A 15,164-nucleotide genomic window follows, 5' to 3' on the forward strand; every position below is an offset into this window, starting at 1 on the left:
GAGCAGGCAAGTCGGACCAGGCCAACGATGCCGGCGGGACCGGCGGCGGCGAGGTGAACAGTCGACCAACCCTCGGTGCGCCGCGCGCCGTGCCGGGCCGGCGCGCGTCCGTTAGGGTTCCCCTCGATCGGGACCGCGGCGGCGTCGGGGGGCAGAGGGTGGGCAGGCTCGCGACGGCGTACGGGCAGGCGGTCGCCGCGCACCGCGAGGCCGTACGGCGGTGGGAGAACGCCCGCCGGGCGCTCGCCGCGGCCGGGCCACCGGCCCCGGACAACGCGGAACTGGTCGCCCGGCTGGCCCGGGTCGGCGCCGACCTCGCCGGCCCGCCCGGCGGTGCCGACCTCACCGCCTCCCCGGTGCCGGTGCGCGTCGGCGAGGCCACCACCCTGGACGGTGGCTTCCCGGTGCTGCTGTCGCTGGCCGGCGGCGCCCACCTCGCGGTGGACTGCGACGCCCGGGACCCCCGGGTCGGCGAACTGCTGCGGGCCGTGGTCGTCCGGCTGCTCGCCGCCGCCCCGGCCGGCGCGGTCCGGGTCGCCGGGATCGACACGGCCGCCTTCGGGGCCACCTTCCTGCCGCTGCGCCCGCTGCTCGACGCCGGGGTGCTCGCCCCGCCGGCCACCACCGCCGCCGACGTGGCCGCCCTGCTCGATGAGGCGGAGCGGCACGCCCGCGCCGCCCAGCAGGCCGGTCCGGCCGGGCGGGAGCTGCTGCTGCTCGTCGTCGCCTCCGCGCCGCCGCCGCGGGAGCTGGCCCGGCTCGCCGCGCTGACCCACGCCGGGCCGGCCGCCGCGGTCTGCGTCCTGCTCGCCGGGTACCCGCCGGCCGGCCCGGGCGACGCCCCGCCGCCGCTGGGCGCGACCACCCAGCTCCGGCTCAACGAGCGGTACGCGCTGGTCGGCGACCCGCCCGGGCAGCCGTACAGCGCAGACGGCACCGGGCTGGCCGCCGCGGTGCTGCTCGACGGGGACCCGTCGGCCGCGTCGGTGGCCGCGCTCGGTGCCCGGCTCGCCACGGCCACCCGCCGCGCAGAGGCGCTGCGCTTCACCGACCTGCTCCCCGCGCGGCGGTGGGCGGAATCGGCCGGACCCGGGCTGCGTACGGTGCTCGGCCGGGCCGGTCGGGAGCAGTTGACGGTCGCCTTCGACGATGCCACCCCGCACTGGCTGGTCGGTGGTCGCACCGGGGCGGGCAAGACGGTGTTCCTGCTCGACGTGCTCCACGGGCTGGCCGCCCGGTACGCCCCGGCGGAACTCCAGCTCCTCCTGCTCGACTTCAAGGAGGGGGTGAGCTTCACCGAGTTCGTCCCCACCGAGCGCGACCCGTCCTGGCTGCCGCACGCCCGCGCCGTCGGCATCGAATCCGACCGCGAGTACGGCGTGGCCGTGCTGCGGGAACTGCGCGCGGAGCTGACCCGGCGGGCCGACCTGCTCAAGCGGCACGGCGTCACCAAGCTCGCCGACCTGCCCGCGGACGACCGTCCACCCCGGATCGTCACCGTCGTCGACGAGTTCCAGGTGCTCTTGGCCGGCAACGACGCGCTGGCCCGGCAGGCCGTCGATCTGCTGGAGGAGTTGGCCCGCACGGGCCGCTCGTACGGCCTGCACCTGGTGCTGGCCAGTCAGGGCACGACGGGCGTCGAGGCGCTCTACGGCCGGGCCGAGGCGATCTTCGGCCAGTTCCCGCTGCGGGTGGCGCTGCCCGGCGGGGGCGGCGTGCTCGACCCGCTGAACGACGCGGCGAAGGCCCTGGAAGTCGGCTCGGCGGTGGTCAACACCGCCGGCGGCGCGGCGGGCGCGAACACCGTGGTCCGCTTCCCCGACGCGCACGCCGCCGCCGGGGACCTGGCCACGCTGCGCCACGAGCTGTGGGAGGCCCGCCCGGCGGGCTCGCGGCCACCCGCCGTCTTCCGTGGGTACGAGACGCCGCGGCTGACCGACGACGCCACCTGGGCCGGGCTGCGACCTGGCGGCGACGCGCCGCTCGCCCTGCTGGGCCGCGCGGTCGACGTGGCCGGCAGCGCCGCCGGGTTCACCCTGGACGCCACCCCCGGCCGGCACCTGGGCGTGGTCGGCACCGCCCCCGCCGGTGCCGACGTGCTCCGGGCGGCCACCCGCAGCCTGGCCCGCCAGCACGCTCCCGGCACGGCCTGCTTCCTGCTCGCCCCGCTCGCCGCCGGGACGGCCGAGCTGGCCGACGACCTGGCGATGACCCTGGCCGCCGCCGGCCATCCGGTCGAACGCCTCGACGCGTCCGCCCTGCCGGACCGCATCGCCGCCCTCGCCACTGCGGACCAGCCCGGCGGCTCCGCCGCCGGCCGGACCTACCTCGTGGTGTTCGGCATGGACGCCGCCTCCGCCGTGCTGGGCGCCACCGACCCGGCCACCTTCCGCTCCGGTCACGACGACCTACGGGCCCTGCTGCGCCAGGGGCCGGGACACGGGGTGCACCTGCTCGGCTGGTGGCGAGGGCTGCGCCGGCTCGCCGAGGACCTCGGCGGCGCGCAGAACCGGGACGACGTCGCCTGCCTGGTTGCGCTGAACGTGCCCGGCGTCGAGCTCGGCCTGCACCTGGGCGTGCACGACCTCAGCTACACCCCGCGCGCCGGCCGGGCACTGCTGGTGGACCGGCACGACCAGCGCATCCGGCTGGTCGTGCCGTTCGTCCACGAGGGACCCGGGACGGACGGGGGCGACAGGTGACCAGCTTCGAGGAGTACGCGGCGCTGGCCCGGCAGCTCTCCGCGCAGCGGCGCGGCGAGGACAAGGCCGTCGCCGCCGCGGCCCAACGCCGCAGCGCGCTGGACACCGCCGCCGACCAGCTCGGCCAGCGGCTCGCCGTCCAGCGGCAGCGCCTCGACCAGCTCGGCCGGGCCTTCGGCGCTGCCGCGGCCGACGCCGGCCGCACCCCGTCGGGCGCCGACGCCGACGCCGCGGCGCCTCCCGCCGGAGCCGCCCCCGAGCTGGCGGCGGCCGGGCAGCTCGCCGATGAGGCGGACCGGCACGGGCAGCAGGCCGACGTGCTGGCCCGGCGGCCCGCGCTGCTGCCGACCTGGTCCCCGCTGGCCCGGGCGGCCGCCGTCTACACCTGCGCCGCGCTGGCCGGGGCGGTGCTGATGCTGGTCATGGTCGTCGCCTCCGGCCTGGCGGTGGTCGGGCTCGGCACCCTGTACGCCTCGATGTGCGCCGGCCTGCCGGTGGCGTCGTTCGTCGCCGGCTACCTGGTGCTCGGCCGGTGGGGGCGACCGGTGCTCGACGGCGACGCCCCGGTGTCGCGGTTCGTGCCGCTCGGCTTCGTGATCTGCGTCCTGCTGGTGCCGCTGGTGTACTGCGCCTACCTGCTGGCGTTCCGCGTACTGCGCTGAGCCGGCCGGGGCACGTCCGCGTCGTCCAGCGCCAGCCGGGCCACCTCGGCCGCGCAGCCCCAGGAGAGGGTGACCCCCGCACCGCCGTGGCCGTAGGCGTGCACCAGCCGGCGTCCCGGCGCACTCCCGGGCGCCACCGCCACGCGCGGGCCGCCGTGCCGTGCCGGCCGCAGCCCGACCCGTTCGCCGAGGACCGGCGCGGCGGCCAGCTCCGGCACCAGGGCCACGCATCGGCGCCGGATCGCCGCCGAGGTGGCCGGGTCGGGCCGGGTGTCCCACTCGCCCGGCTCGAACGTGCCGCCCAGCACCACGTCGTGCCAGCGCGGGTGCACGTAGGTGATCCCCGCCGGGTTCTCCTCGTCGCGGACCGAGGTGGTCAGCCCCGGGTTCGCGACCAGCACGAGCTGCCCCCGCACCGGGTGCACGGCCGGGTCGCCGGCGAGCCGGCCGGCGGCGAGGCCGGTGGCGTTGACCACCGTCGGGGCCAGGGCGAAGCCGTCGGCGAGCCGGTCCAGCCGGCCGCGCAGCAACCGCCCGCCGGTGCCGGTGAACCGCTCTTGCAGCCAGCGCAGGTACGGCGGCATCTCCACGGCCGGCGCGGTGAACCGCAGCTCCGTCGAGTACGGCCCGGTGCCCAGCGTGGCGACCAGGTCGCCGGTCGCCGCCGCCCACCACGGTGGGCCCGCCCACGGCCGGCGCAGCAGCATCCGGGTCGGCCGGGCCACCACCCCCGGCACGCCGGCCGCGGCCTGCCGGCCCAGCTCGGTGTGGGTCTCCCGGGCCCAGCGCAGCACCCGGGGGTCCTCCTCGGTATGGCTGGGATACCAGACGGCGGCGGCCACCGCCGAAACGATGTCCGCCGGGTCGTCGGCGGCCAGCAGGGTCACCCGCGCGCCCCTTTCCCGCAGCCGCACCGCCGCCGTCAGGCCGATGATCCCGCCACCGACCACCACCACGTCCGCCCTACCCGTCATGGTTTCCCCTCCCCTCCGGGCCGCCCGGGGCAGGCGGCCGCACCTCGATCGTCACTCCGAAGCGACGACCCGGTCCTGGACCGGATCGACCGGCGGCGATAAGCCGCGCTTGTGATCGGGCGACGCCTTCACCTGGTCCGGCAGGAGCCCGACGACGAGCAGTTGCTGCGCGCGGTCGCCGAGGGGTACGTGGTCGCGTCCGGCCGGCTGGGCCCGGGCGCTGACCGTGCCCGGGGTACGGCTGCGCCGCCTCGCCGCCCTGCTCGCCGCCGGCTGACGGGTGCCGCCGGAGCCGTCGTCGTGTCAGGATCTGTCACCGGCTCTCGGCGTGACGGGCCGGGGTGGTCGGCCGCGTCAGGCGGCTCGGCGAGGATCAGCCCGGGGGAGGGCGTGTGAGCGCGGCGCAGATCATGGCGAGGCTGGCGGCGGCGGCCCAGAAGCTGGACGAGGCGAAGGCCAAGACGGCCGCCGCGGCGCAGGACGCCGCCGAGGCGCGGGCGCTGGTCGCCGGTGCCCTCGAAGGGGTGGCGGCCGGTCCGCTGATCGGCGTGATCGACGCGTACCGGCAGGCCCTCGCGCAGGCGGCGCAGGGCGGTGAGCCGGCGAAGCAGCACGTCCAGGAGACCATCGCCAGGGTGCAGGCGCTGGGCAGCTAGCTCGGGTGAAGAGAAGGTACGACGTGACCGACGCGCGTGGGGCGGTGCGGGAGCCGTAGCGCCGGGGGTGCCGCTCCGACACGGGGTGGAGCTGGCCGGGCCGGTCCGGTCCGCCCGTCCGGGAACAGGGTGCTGGGTCCCTATGGAGCTGATGTCATAAACGACTCATCGTGCGACGCCGACCACGACCCGTCCGCGCGCCGCCCGGTCAGTGATTCGTCTACGACATCAGCTCCATAGGGCTCACCCGGGACATCCGTCCCGGCGGGTGCCAGACCCGGGTCAGGGCCGGGGCGCGAGGTGCCGGCGGGCTCAGTCGCCCAGGGCGTACGTGCCGGCGAGTGGGACGGTGCCGCCGTCCGCCGTCCATAGTTGACGGTTACGGGGCACCGGGCGCTATGACCGTTTGTGCCTCCGGCGCGATATCTGGTTACCGGCGCGTAACTTTCCATTGACGAGTGTGAAATCGACCACGCATCATCGTTTCCACGATCGATCGGAACCCCCCCACCCACCGTCCCGGGCTCCCCGGGTGCCTCCCACCGGAGGTGCAGCCATGCTGCTCCGAACGATCCTCACCGCCACCACCGCTGTCGCCGCCCTGCTGATCCCGGCCACCGCCGCCCAGGCCGGCCCCCACCACACCACCACCAGCGCCACCACCACGAGCGCGGCAACCACCAGCACCGGAGCCGGCGAAACGACCGCCCTCGCCGGCGCCAACCCCGTCATCGTCGTCGGGGGACTGATCGGCGTCTCCATCGCGTACGAGCCGATCGCCGCCCGGCTGCGCGCCGACGGCTTCCGGGTCTCCATCTACCAGCTGCCCAACCTCGGCTTCGGCGACATCCGCGAATCCGCCCGTGCCCTCGCCACCTACGTCGACCAGGTCCGTGCCAGCACCGGGGCGGCCAAGGTGGACCTGGTCACCCACTCCGAGGGCGGCCTGGTCTCCCGCTGGTACGTCAAGTTCCTCGGCGGCGCCGCCAAGGTCGACCACTACCTCAGCCTCGGCAGCCCGCAACAGGGCACCTACGTCGCCAACATCCTGGCCTTCGTCGGGCTGGGCAGCTGCGCCGGCATCGTGGCCTGCCAGCAGATGTCGATCGGCTCGGACCTGCTCGCCGACCTCAACGGCGGCGACGACACCCCCGGGGCGGTGCGCTGGAGCACCGTCCGGACCTGGCAGGACGAGCTGGTCCGGCCGGTCGGCAACGCCAGCCTCGCCGACGGCGCGACCAACGTGCTGATCCAGTCGTGGTGCCCGCTGCGGGTGGTCGGCCACCTCGGCCTCATCCTCGACGGGACGACGTACACGGTGGTGCGGCAGGTGCTCACCGACGCCGCGATCCGGCCCAACTGCTTCGCCCTGTAGCACGCACGCGACGGCCGGCCACCCCAGCGGGGGTGGCCGGCCGTCCGGCGTACGCGGGGATCAGGCGGCCTTGGCGAGCGCCTCGAACTCGTCGTCGGTGAGCTGCACCTCGGCCGCGGCGACGTTCTCCTCCAGGTGCGCCACGGAGGACGTACCCGGAATGGGAAGCATGACCGGCGACCGGCGCAACAGCCAGGCGAGCGCGAGCTGCGCGGGCGTCGCGTCGTGGTCGCTGGCGATGGCGTCCAGCGGACCGCCCGGCCTGGCCAGGTTGCCGGTGGCGATCGGGAACCACGGGATGAACGCCAGGTCGTTGCGCTCGCAGTGGTCGAGCACGTCCTCGGCGCTGCGGTCGGCCAGGTTGTAGAGGTTCTGCACCGAGACGATCGGGGTGATCTTCCGGGCCGCCTCGATCTGCTCCACCGTCACCTCGGACAGGCCGATGTGCCGGATCTTGCCCTCCTGCTTGAGCAGGGCCAGCTCACCGAGCTGCTCCGCCAGCGGCACCTTCGCGTCGATCCGGTGCAGCTGGTAGAGCCCGATGCTCTCCAGGCCCAGGTGGCGCAGGCTCAGCTCGCACTGCTGGCGCAGGTACTCCGGGCGGCCGACCGGCCGCCAGTCGCCTGGGCCGGAGCGGGTCAGCCCGGCCTTGGTCGCGATGACCAGGTCGTCGGCGTACGGGTGCAGCGCCTCCTTGATCAGCAGCTCGCTGACGAAGGGCCCGTACGAGTCGGCGGTGTCGATGAACGTCACGCCCAGCTCGTACGCCCGGCGGAGCACCCGGACCGCCTCCGCGGGATCCTTCGGATCACCCCACACCCCGGGCCCGGTGATCTGCATCGCCCCGTAGCCCAGCCGGACGACCTGGAGGTCGCCGCCGATCCGGTACGTCCCGGAGGCCTTCGCGGGCTGCTTGCCGGCGTCGATCGCCATGAGTCGATCCCCAATCCTGTTCCGTCGTCGTCAACGACTGGTGTTTGTTCCCGGGAAACGCCGGCCCCAACGTCGACCCCCGCGATGGTGGCGGGAGACACGCTCAACCGACGTGCCGGGGGACAGGCCCAGCTGCGGGCCGGCGCGTCTCGATCTTGCCGGGCCGCCGGCGGGGCGGGACGAACGGCCCAGCGGGTCGGCTACCGGGCCGCCCCGGGGGCAGTTGCGCCGAGCGCCCGTTACGGCGGTTCGGCTCGTGCGACGCTGTGCCCGGGTCGGACGTACGTCTCGGAGGAGGCGCCATGTCGGGAACGCCGCAGGTCGACTTCGCGCTCGACACGTACGAGTGCATCGTGCTCTACCCCGGTCCGTCGGGCCGGGCCCTGCCCGAGGAGACGGTGCAGCGGTTGCAGGCCGAGCACATCCAGCACATGCGGGCGCTGCAGCGGCGCGGCATCGTCCTGATCGACGGCTCGGTGGACGGGCCGGCCCGCGAGCCCGAACCGCCGATCGGTTTCGGCCTGGCCCGGACCGGCTCCGTGGACGACGTGCGCAGCGTCATGGAGGCCGACCCGGCCGTGCAGGCCGGCCTCTACCGGGTCGAGGTGCTGACCTTCCTCTGCCCGGCCGGCTCGCTGGAGTTCCCGCTCGCCAGGACGCAGAGCTAGACCCGCTCGGCCACGGCTGGCGTCGACCACGCGGAACCGGTTGCCGTCGGCGTCGGCCCCGCCCGGCGACGACGCGTCGGGTGGCCGCCGTGCACCCGCCCCGGGGGCACTCCAGGAGCACCCCGGCGAAAGCGGAGCGGGTGGGCGGTACGATTTCCGCCGCGCGGTCGCCGATGCCCGCCGACATCCGACGTTCCCCGGTGCGATCTCGTCCGCCCGCCGCGCGGGCACCGCGCCGTTGGACAGAAGTTCCGCAGTCCGCAAGGGGTCGGCCGCCAGGTCGATCCGAAGGAGAGACTAGCCTGATGGGCGTGACACGCCGCGCGAAGATCGTCTGTACTCTCGGCCCCGCCACCTCGTCCCCCGAGCGCATCCGGGGCCTGGTCGAGGCGGGCATGAACGTGGCGAGGCTCAACTTCAGCCACGGCAGCCACGCCGATCACGAGTCCGTCTACCGCCTGGTCCGCGAGGCGGCCGACGCGGCCGGCCACCCGGTGGCGATCCTGGCCGACCTCCAAGGCCCGAAGATCCGGCTCGGGAAGTTCGCCGACGGCCCGCACGAGTGGCGCACCGGCGACTCGGTCGTGATCACCAGCGACGACATCCTCGGCACCAAGGACCGCGTCTCCTGCACCTACCGCAAGCTGCCGCAGGAGGTGAAGCCGGGCGACCGGCTGCTGATCGACGACGGCCGGGTCGCCGTCGAGGTCAGCGACGTCACCGGCAACGACATCCGGTGCCTGGTCACCGAGGGCGGCCCGGTCTCCAACAACAAGGGCGTCTCGCTGCCCAACGTCGCGGTCAGCGTGCCGGCGATGTCGGAGAAGGACGCCGAGGACCTGCGCTTCGCCCTCGGCCTGGGCGTCGACCTGATCGCGCTGTCCTTCGTCCGCTCCGCCGACGACATCAAGCTGGTCCACGCGATCATGGACGAGGAGGGTGTCCGCCGCCCGGTGCTGGCCAAGGTCGAGAAGCCCGAGGCGGTCGACCACCTCGAGGCGATCGTGCTGGCCTTCGACGGCGTCATGGTCGCCCGCGGCGACCTCGGCGTGGAGCTGCCGCTGGACCAGGTGCCGCTGGTGCAGAAGCGCTCCGTGCAGCTCTGCCGGGAGAACGCCAAGCCGGTCATCGTGGCCACCCAGATGCTCGACTCCATGATCGAGAACTCCCGGCCGACCCGGGCCGAGGCCTCGGACGTGGCCAACGCGGTGCTCGACGGCGCGGACGCGGTGATGCTCTCCGGCGAGACCAGCGTCGGCAAGTACCCGGTGCTGACCGTCAGCACCATGGCGAAGATCATCACCACCACCGAGGCCGGCTCGATCGGGGTGCCCCGGCTCCAGCACGACCCGCGAACCCACGGCGGCGCGCTCACCGTCGCCGCGTCCTCGATCGCCCGGGCCATCGGCGCGAAGGCGCTGGTCGCCTTCTCGCAGACCGGTGACACCGTCAAGCGGCTGAGCCGGCTGCACTGCGACCTGTCGCTGCTGGCCTTCACCCCGGTCCCCGAGGTGCGTAACCAGCTCGCGCTCTGCTGGGGCGTGGAGACCTTCCTGATGCCGTTCGTCGAGCACACCGACGACATGTTCCGTCAGGTCGACCAGGCGCTGCTCGGCCTCAACCGGGCCAACCCCGGCGACTACGTGGTGATCGTGGCCGGCAGCCCGCCCGGCACCCCGGGCTCCACCAACACCCTGCGGGTGCACCAGCTCGGCTCCCTGGTCGACGCGGCCTCCGCGCGGGCCCTTCAGTGAGCGCGAGGAGTGAGCCGGGTTCGCGAGCCCCGCAGTCGCGAACGGAGACGGCGCAGTGACCGAGCGTCCGGCGGCCGGCCAGGCCGCGGTAGACCAGCTGCTGGAGGTCCTCGACCTCGAGCACACCGGCGAGATGACCTTCCGGGGGATGAGCCCGCCGGTGGGTCCGCAGCGGGTGTACGGCGGGCAGGTCGCCGGCCAGGCCCTGGTCGCCGCCGGACGCACCGTCGACCCGGAGCGCTTCGTGCACTCGCTGCACGGCTACTTCGTCCGCCCCGGCGACCCCGTGGAGCCGATCGAGTACCAGGTGGAGAACGTCCGGGACGGGCGCTCCTTCTCGGTACGCCGCTCGGTGGCCCTGCAGCACGACAAGCCGATCTTCTTCATGTCGGCGTCGTTCCAGCGCCAGGAGGAGGGGCTGGACCACCAGGCCCCCACCCCGCCGGACGTGCCCGGGCCGGAGGACGTGCCCACCATGACCGACCGGCTCTCCCGGTACCCGGAGCGGCTCGGCATCTGGGGGCAGATCCCGCGCCCGATCGACGTCCGGTACGTCGGCGAGCCCGGCTGGGTACGCCCCGGCGACCGGCCCGCCGACCCGTACCAGCGGGTCTGGATGCGCATCGACGGCAAGCTGCCCGACGACCCGCTGCTGCACGCCTGCGCCCTGGCGTACGCCTCCGACCTGACCCTGCTCGACTCGGTGCTGTCGGTGCACGGCGAGGTCTGGGGCCCCGGCGGCGTGGTCGGGGCGAGTCTCGACCACGCGCTGTGGTTCCACCGGTCGTTCCGGGCCGACGAATGGTTCCTCTACGACTGCTGGAGCCCGTCCGCCTCCGGCGCGCGGGGGCTGGCCACCGGGCGGATGTTCACCACCGACGGCCGGCACATCGCCAGCGCGGTGCAGGAGGGGCTGCTCCGCCGCGTCGGCGCCTGACCGGCCGGTGGCCGGGCCGTGACCGATCGGCCGAGGGTCGCCAACCCGGGCGGCTGATCAGCGGACTAACCTTGCCGCATGCGTCTCTCCGCCCGGGTCGACTACGCCCTCCGCGCGGCGACCGAGCTCGCCTCGGTCGCAGACGGCACCGCGGCCGAACGCAGCCGGCCGGTGACCGCCGAGCAGATCGCCCGGGCCCAGGAGATCCCGCCGAAGTTCCTGGAGAGCATCCTGCTCCAGCTGCGCCGGGGTGGGATCGTGCACGCCCAGCGCGGCCCGGAGGGCGGCTACTGGCTGGCCCGGCCGGCGTCGGAGATCTCCCTCGCGGAGGTCATCCGGGTGATCGACGGCCCGCTGGCGCACGTCCGGGGGCAGCGCCCGGAGCAGCTCGGCTACCAGGGCGCCGCGCGCGCCCTGCAGGACGTCTGGATCGCGTTGCGGGCCAGCGAGCGGGAGATCCTGGAGTTGGTCACCATCGCCGACGTGGCCAGTGGCACGCTGCCCGGCCGGGTCAACGAGCTCGTCGCTGACCCGAGCGCCTGGAGCTGACCCGCGCCCCTTCGGGGCCGTCCGGGCGTGTCCCATCAACCGGATAGGGGACTTGACCGGAGCGCCTGCGTGCCGCATTGTCGACCAAGTCGATAGGAGATGGCGAAAAGGGGGCGCTCGTGCGCAAGCTGCTGATCCTCGCTCTGGTCGGGCTCGCGGCGCAGCTGGTCGACGGGGCGCTGGGCATGGCGTACGGGTTGACCTCGTCCACCCTGCTGCTCTTCGCCGGGGTGGCGCCGGCCGCCGCCTCCGCGTCGGTGCACCTGGCCGAGATCGGCACCACGCTCGCGGCCGGGGTGGCGCACTGGCGGTTCGGCAACGTCGACTGGCGGGTGGTCGGCCGCATCGCGGTGCCGGGTGCGATCGGCGCGTTCGCCGGCGCCACCTTCCTGAGCTCCATGTCCACCGAGGCCGCGGCGCCCTGGATGGCCGCGATCCTGTTCACCCTCGGCGCGTACCTGCTGGTGCGCTTCTCCCGACCGCTGCGCGCCAACCGGGCCGCCGGCCCGCTGCGCGGGCGGTTCCTCGGTCCGCTGGGCCTGGTGGCCGGCTTCGTCGACGCCACCGGCGGCGGGGGCTGGGGCCCGGTGGCCACGCCGGCGCTGCTGGTCTCCGGGCGGATGGAGCCCCGCAAGGTGATCGGCTCCGTGGACACCGCCGAGTTCGTGGTGGCGGGCGCGGCCAGCGCCGGCTTCCTGCTCGGCCTGGGCGCCGAGGGCTTCCTGCTGCCCACCGTGGCTGCGCTGCTGGTCGGCGGCCTGATCGCCGCGCCGATCGCCGCCTGGCTGGTCCGGATCGTCCCGGCCCAGTTGCTCGGCGCCACCATCGGCGGGGTGATCGTGCTGTCCAACGCCCGGACGCTGATCCGCGCCGGCGGGCTGGGCGGACCGGTCCCGTCCCTGCTCTACGTGCTGCTCGCGGCCGGCTGGCTGGTCGCGCTGGCCCTGGCGGTGCGGGCGCTGCGGCGTACCCGCCGGGCCCGGACCGTCGCCGACGCGGCGCTCGCCGCCGACGCGATCCCGGCGACGACTGCCGACGCCGCTGCGGCGCCGCCGGTCGCCGCCGACGCGACCGTGGTGGTGGAGCCCGCGCCGGCCGACGCGGACGGGTCCCGTCGACTGGCCGCCGCCGTCGAGGGCTGATCCGCCGCCAGCCGACCTGCGCCGGTTCGGCGAGGTGGCGGGGCCGTGCCGGCGGTGCCACCGCCACCTCGGCGAGCTGGAGTCGCGGGCCTCAGCCGGGCAGCAGGTCGTCGGCCGCCGCGCGGAGCAGGTCCCACGCCTCGTCGACGTGCTTCCCGGTGGTCAGCGGCGAGCCGACCGCCAGCCGCAGCGTGTACCGCCCCTCCACCCGGGTGTGCGTCAGGTGCACCCGTCCGCTGTCGTTGACCCGGCGCAGCAGCTCGGCGTTCGGCTCGTCGGCGGCCCGCAGCCGGAAGCAGACCAGCGAGAACGGGTGCGCGGCGGCCAGCTCGAACCGGTCGTCGGCCTCGACCCGCTCGGCGAAGCGGTCGGCGAGGGCCACCCCGGCGCGGATGTGCGTCCGCAGCCCCTCGACCCCGTACCAGCGGAGCACGAACCACAGCTTCAGCGCCCGGAACCGCCGACCCAGCGGCACCTGCCAGTCCCGGTAGTCGAGCACCGCGCCGGACTCGGTCGCGGCGTTGCGCAGGTACTCCGGCAGCACCGTCAGCGCCTCGATCAGCTCGCCCCGGTCGGCCACCCAGAACGCGTCGCAGTCGAAGCCGGTGAGCAGCCACTTGTGCGGGTCGAAGCAGTACGAATCGGCGTACTCCAGCCCGGCGTGGGTCCAGCGCAGCTCCGGGCAGACCGCGGCCGATCCGGCGTACGCGGCGTCGACGTGCAGCCAGACGCCGTACTGCGCGCAGATCGCGCCGATCTCCGGCAGCGGATCGACGGCCGTGGTGGAGGTGGTCCCGATCGTCGCCACCACGACCGCCGGCGTCACCCCGGCGGCCAGGTCCGCCTCGATCGCCGCCCGCAGCGCCTCCGGGCGCATGGCCTGGGTGCGCGGGTCCACCTCGACCGCCCGGACCCCGTCCGTGCCCAGCCCCGCGATCCGGGCGGCCTTCTCGATCGAGGAGTGCCCCTGGGTGGACGAGTACGCCCGGTAGCGCCGGTCGATGCCGTCCACCCGCCAGCCGCCCTTGCTCGCCCGGTGCAGCGCGGCCAGCGTGGCGACCAGCGCGGCCGAGGACGCGGAGTCCTGGATCACCCCGCCGCCCGGGCCCGTGGAGCGGAACCGCGCCGGCAGGTCGAGCAACCCGGCCAGCCAGTCCAGCATCACCGTCTCCAGCTCGGTGCAGGCCGGGCCGGTGGCCCAGAGCATGCCCTGCACGCCCAGGCCGGAGCTGACCAGGTCGCCGAGCACGCTCGGCCCGGACGTGTTGGCCGGGAAGTAGCCGAAGAAGCCGGGATGCTGCCAGTGCGTCAGCCGCGGTGCGATGAGGCTGTCCAGATCGGCCAGCACCGCCTCGACCGGCTCGCCCCGCTCGGTCGGCCCGGCCGGCAGCGCGGCGGCCACCGCGCCCGGCGCGTCCTGTGAGGTCACCGGTCGCCGGTCGAGCGTCGTCCAGTAGTCCGCGATCCAGTCGACCACCGCGTACCCGGCGCGCCGGAACTCCTCGGGGTCCATGTGCTCAGCCATGCCCCGAGTCGATCAGGTGGCTTGGCGCGGATCAAGGGCCGGGACGGTGCCGTCGCGCGTCCGGGCCCCAAACGGCAGGCACCGGGTCACCGACCGCGGAATCCGCTCAGTCGGCGACCCGGTGCACCACACCGCAGCACCCCCGACCCGTCCCGACCGGGAATGCCGTACCACCACCGGTCCTAAAGTTAGGGGCGCCCCGCGACGGCAGGGTGACGTCGCTGTGAAGAGCGTGTTTCAGCCGTTGCGGCGCAGCCCGCCGGCCACCTGCTCGGCGACCAGCTCGAACGAGCGCACCCGGTCGGCCACGTCGTACACCATCGTGGTCAGCATCAGCTCGTCCGCGCCGGTGCGCTCCAGCAGCTCGCCCAGCTGGCGGCCGACCGTCTCCGGCGAGCCCATCGCCTGACCCTCCCGGCGCTGCCGGACGAAGTCGCGCTCCAGCTCGTTGTACGGGTACGCCGCCGCCTCCTGCGGGCTGGACAGGGGCTCCGGGCGGCCCGAGCGCAGCTTCAGGAACGACAGTGAGCTGGGCCCGGCCAGCCACTCCGCCCGCTCGTCGGTCTCCGCGCAGACCACGTTGACCGCGACCATCGCGTATGGCCGCTCCAGCCACTGCGACGGCCGGAAGCTCTGCCGGTAGAGCTGGAGCGCGGGCAGGGTGTTCTGCGCGCTGAAGTGGTGCGCGAAGGAGAACGGCAACCCGAGCAGCCCGGCGAGCTGGGCGCTGAACCCGCTCGACCCGAGCAGCCACACCGCGGGGGACTGGCCGCGCCCCGGGGTGGCCGTGATCGGCCCCGGCTCCTCGCCGCTGAAGTAGTTCATCAGGTCCGCCAGCTCCCGGGGGAACCCCTCGGCCGACAGCCCTTCCATGGTCCGGCGCAGCGCCAGCGCGGTCACCTGGTCGGTGCCCGGCGCCCGCCCGATGCCCAGGTCGATCCGGCCCGGGTGCAGCGCCTCCAGGGTGCCGAACTGCTCGGCCACCACCAGCGGCGCGTGGTTGGGCAGCATCACCCCACCCGAGCCCAGCCGGATCGTCGAGGTGTTGGCGGCCAGGTGGGCGAGCAGCACCGCCGGGGCGGAACTCGCGATCGCCGGCATGTTGTGGTGCTCGACCACCCAGAACCGGTGGTAGCCCAACTCCTCGGCGCGGCGGGCCAGCTCGGTGGTGTGCCGCAGCGCCTCACCGGAGGTCGCCCCACGGGCCACGGGAGCAAGATCAAGAACAGACAACGGTACGTCTATCACTCGTTGAGCAACCCCGCCCGCGCCGGAATTTGTTCCGGA

At 74.8% G+C, this 15,164-nt stretch carries 13 protein-coding genes; 9 read left to right on the forward strand and 4 right to left on the reverse strand.

Going from position 1 to position 15,164, the window contains the following annotated elements:
* Positions 1-158: 158 nt before the first annotated feature.
* Both OG799_RS02765 and OG799_RS02770 read left to right on the forward strand, forming a co-directional pair.
* Entirely contained in the window at positions 159-2,702 is a 2,544-nt protein-coding gene (locus OG799_RS02765; RefSeq protein ID WP_406042763.1) for an FtsK/SpoIIIE domain-containing protein, read from the forward strand.
* Entirely contained in the window at positions 2,699-3,364 is a 666-nt protein-coding gene (locus tag OG799_RS02770; RefSeq protein WP_406042765.1) for a hypothetical protein, read from the forward strand. The genes OG799_RS02765 and OG799_RS02770 overlap by 4 nt, the downstream gene beginning before the upstream one ends.
* Here the strand turns inward: OG799_RS02770 and OG799_RS02775 are convergent.
* Positions 3,334-4,338 (reverse strand): FAD-dependent oxidoreductase, encoded by a 1,005-nt coding sequence (locus tag OG799_RS02775; RefSeq protein ID WP_406042767.1) that lies wholly within the window; start codon positions 4,336-4,338, stop codon positions 3,334-3,336. The two genes, OG799_RS02770 and OG799_RS02775, sit on opposite strands and share 31 nt — an antisense overlap.
* A 392-nt stretch (positions 4,339-4,730) precedes the next feature.
* On the opposite strand from OG799_RS02775, the gene OG799_RS02780 reads away from it, so the two are divergent.
* Entirely contained in the window at positions 4,731-4,994 is a 264-nt protein-coding gene (locus OG799_RS02780; RefSeq protein ID WP_406042769.1) for a DUF6244 family protein, read from the forward strand.
* Between the two features lie 556 nt (positions 4,995-5,550).
* Positions 5,551-6,369 (forward strand): lipase family alpha/beta hydrolase, encoded by an 819-nt coding sequence (locus tag OG799_RS02785; RefSeq protein WP_406042771.1) that lies wholly within the window; start codon positions 5,551-5,553, stop codon positions 6,367-6,369.
* 60 nt (positions 6,370-6,429) lie between these two features.
* Here OG799_RS02785 and OG799_RS02790 read toward each other — a convergent pair whose 3' ends face one another.
* Positions 6,430-7,302, reverse strand: a complete 873-nt coding sequence (locus tag OG799_RS02790) for an aldo/keto reductase (RefSeq protein WP_406042773.1) — start codon at positions 7,300-7,302, stop codon at positions 6,430-6,432.
* 302 nt (positions 7,303-7,604) lie between these two features.
* Between OG799_RS02790 and OG799_RS02795 the strand changes: the two genes are divergently transcribed.
* The 5 genes from OG799_RS02795 to OG799_RS02815 all read left to right on the forward strand — a co-directional run bounded on the left by OG799_RS02795 (position 7,605) and on the right by OG799_RS02815 (position 12,352).
* Entirely contained in the window at positions 7,605-7,970 is a 366-nt protein-coding gene (locus OG799_RS02795; protein WP_406042775.1) for a YciI family protein, read from the forward strand.
* 305 nt (positions 7,971-8,275) lie between these two features.
* The gene (gene pyk, locus OG799_RS02800; RefSeq protein WP_406042777.1) at positions 8,276-9,724 is read left to right on the forward strand and encodes a pyruvate kinase; all 1,449 of its coding nucleotides are present in this window, start codon (positions 8,276-8,278) and stop codon (positions 9,722-9,724) included.
* A gap of 55 nt (positions 9,725-9,779) precedes the next feature.
* Positions 9,780-10,661 (forward strand): acyl-CoA thioesterase, encoded by an 882-nt coding sequence (locus tag OG799_RS02805; protein WP_406042779.1) that lies wholly within the window; start codon positions 9,780-9,782, stop codon positions 10,659-10,661.
* A 78-nt stretch (positions 10,662-10,739) separates the two neighbouring features.
* Entirely contained in the window at positions 10,740-11,210 is a 471-nt protein-coding gene (locus OG799_RS02810) for an RrF2 family transcriptional regulator (protein ID WP_406042781.1), read from the forward strand.
* A 119-nt stretch (positions 11,211-11,329) separates the two neighbouring features.
* The gene (locus OG799_RS02815; RefSeq protein ID WP_406042783.1) at positions 11,330-12,352 is read left to right on the forward strand and encodes a sulfite exporter TauE/SafE family protein; all 1,023 of its coding nucleotides are present in this window, start codon (positions 11,330-11,332) and stop codon (positions 12,350-12,352) included.
* A gap of 91 nt (positions 12,353-12,443) precedes the next feature.
* Here OG799_RS02815 and OG799_RS02820 read toward each other — a convergent pair whose 3' ends face one another.
* A complete protein-coding gene (locus tag OG799_RS02820; protein ID WP_406042785.1) occupies positions 12,444-13,877 on the reverse strand; it encodes a pyridoxal-dependent decarboxylase in 1,434 nt (477 codons plus the stop codon).
* Positions 13,878-14,114: 237 nt separating this feature from the next.
* A complete protein-coding gene (locus tag OG799_RS02825; RefSeq protein WP_406042787.1) occupies positions 14,115-15,125 on the reverse strand; it encodes an LLM class flavin-dependent oxidoreductase in 1,011 nt (336 codons plus the stop codon).
* Between the last annotated feature and the right edge of the window lie 39 nt (positions 15,126-15,164).

This window comes from Micromonospora sp. NBC_00898 (assembly GCF_045207895.1).
Taxonomy (GTDB): domain Bacteria; phylum Actinomycetota; class Actinomycetes; order Mycobacteriales; family Micromonosporaceae; genus Micromonospora.

What these genes read in the sequence shown, in the direction of transcription:
- OG799_RS02810 (WP_406042781.1), top strand. Translation starts at nt 10,740, where the DNA reads ATGCGTCTCTCCGCCCGGGTCGACTACGCCCTCCGCGCGGCGACCGAG.
- OG799_RS02775 (WP_406042767.1), bottom strand. Translation starts at nt 4,338, where the DNA reads ATGACGGGTAGGGCGGACGTGGTGGTGGTCGGTGGCGGGATCATCGGC.
- OG799_RS02795 (WP_406042775.1), top strand. Translation starts at nt 7,605, where the DNA reads ATGTCGGGAACGCCGCAGGTCGACTTCGCGCTCGACACGTACGAGTGC.
- pyk (WP_406042777.1), top strand. Translation starts at nt 8,276, where the DNA reads ATGGGCGTGACACGCCGCGCGAAGATCGTCTGTACTCTCGGCCCCGCC.
- OG799_RS02790 (WP_406042773.1), bottom strand. Translation starts at nt 7,302, where the DNA reads ATGGCGATCGACGCCGGCAAGCAGCCCGCGAAGGCCTCCGGGACGTAC.
- OG799_RS02785 (WP_406042771.1), top strand. Translation starts at nt 5,551, where the DNA reads ATGCTGCTCCGAACGATCCTCACCGCCACCACCGCTGTCGCCGCCCTG.
- OG799_RS02820 (WP_406042785.1), bottom strand. Translation starts at nt 13,877, where the DNA reads ATGGCTGAGCACATGGACCCCGAGGAGTTCCGGCGCGCCGGGTACGCG.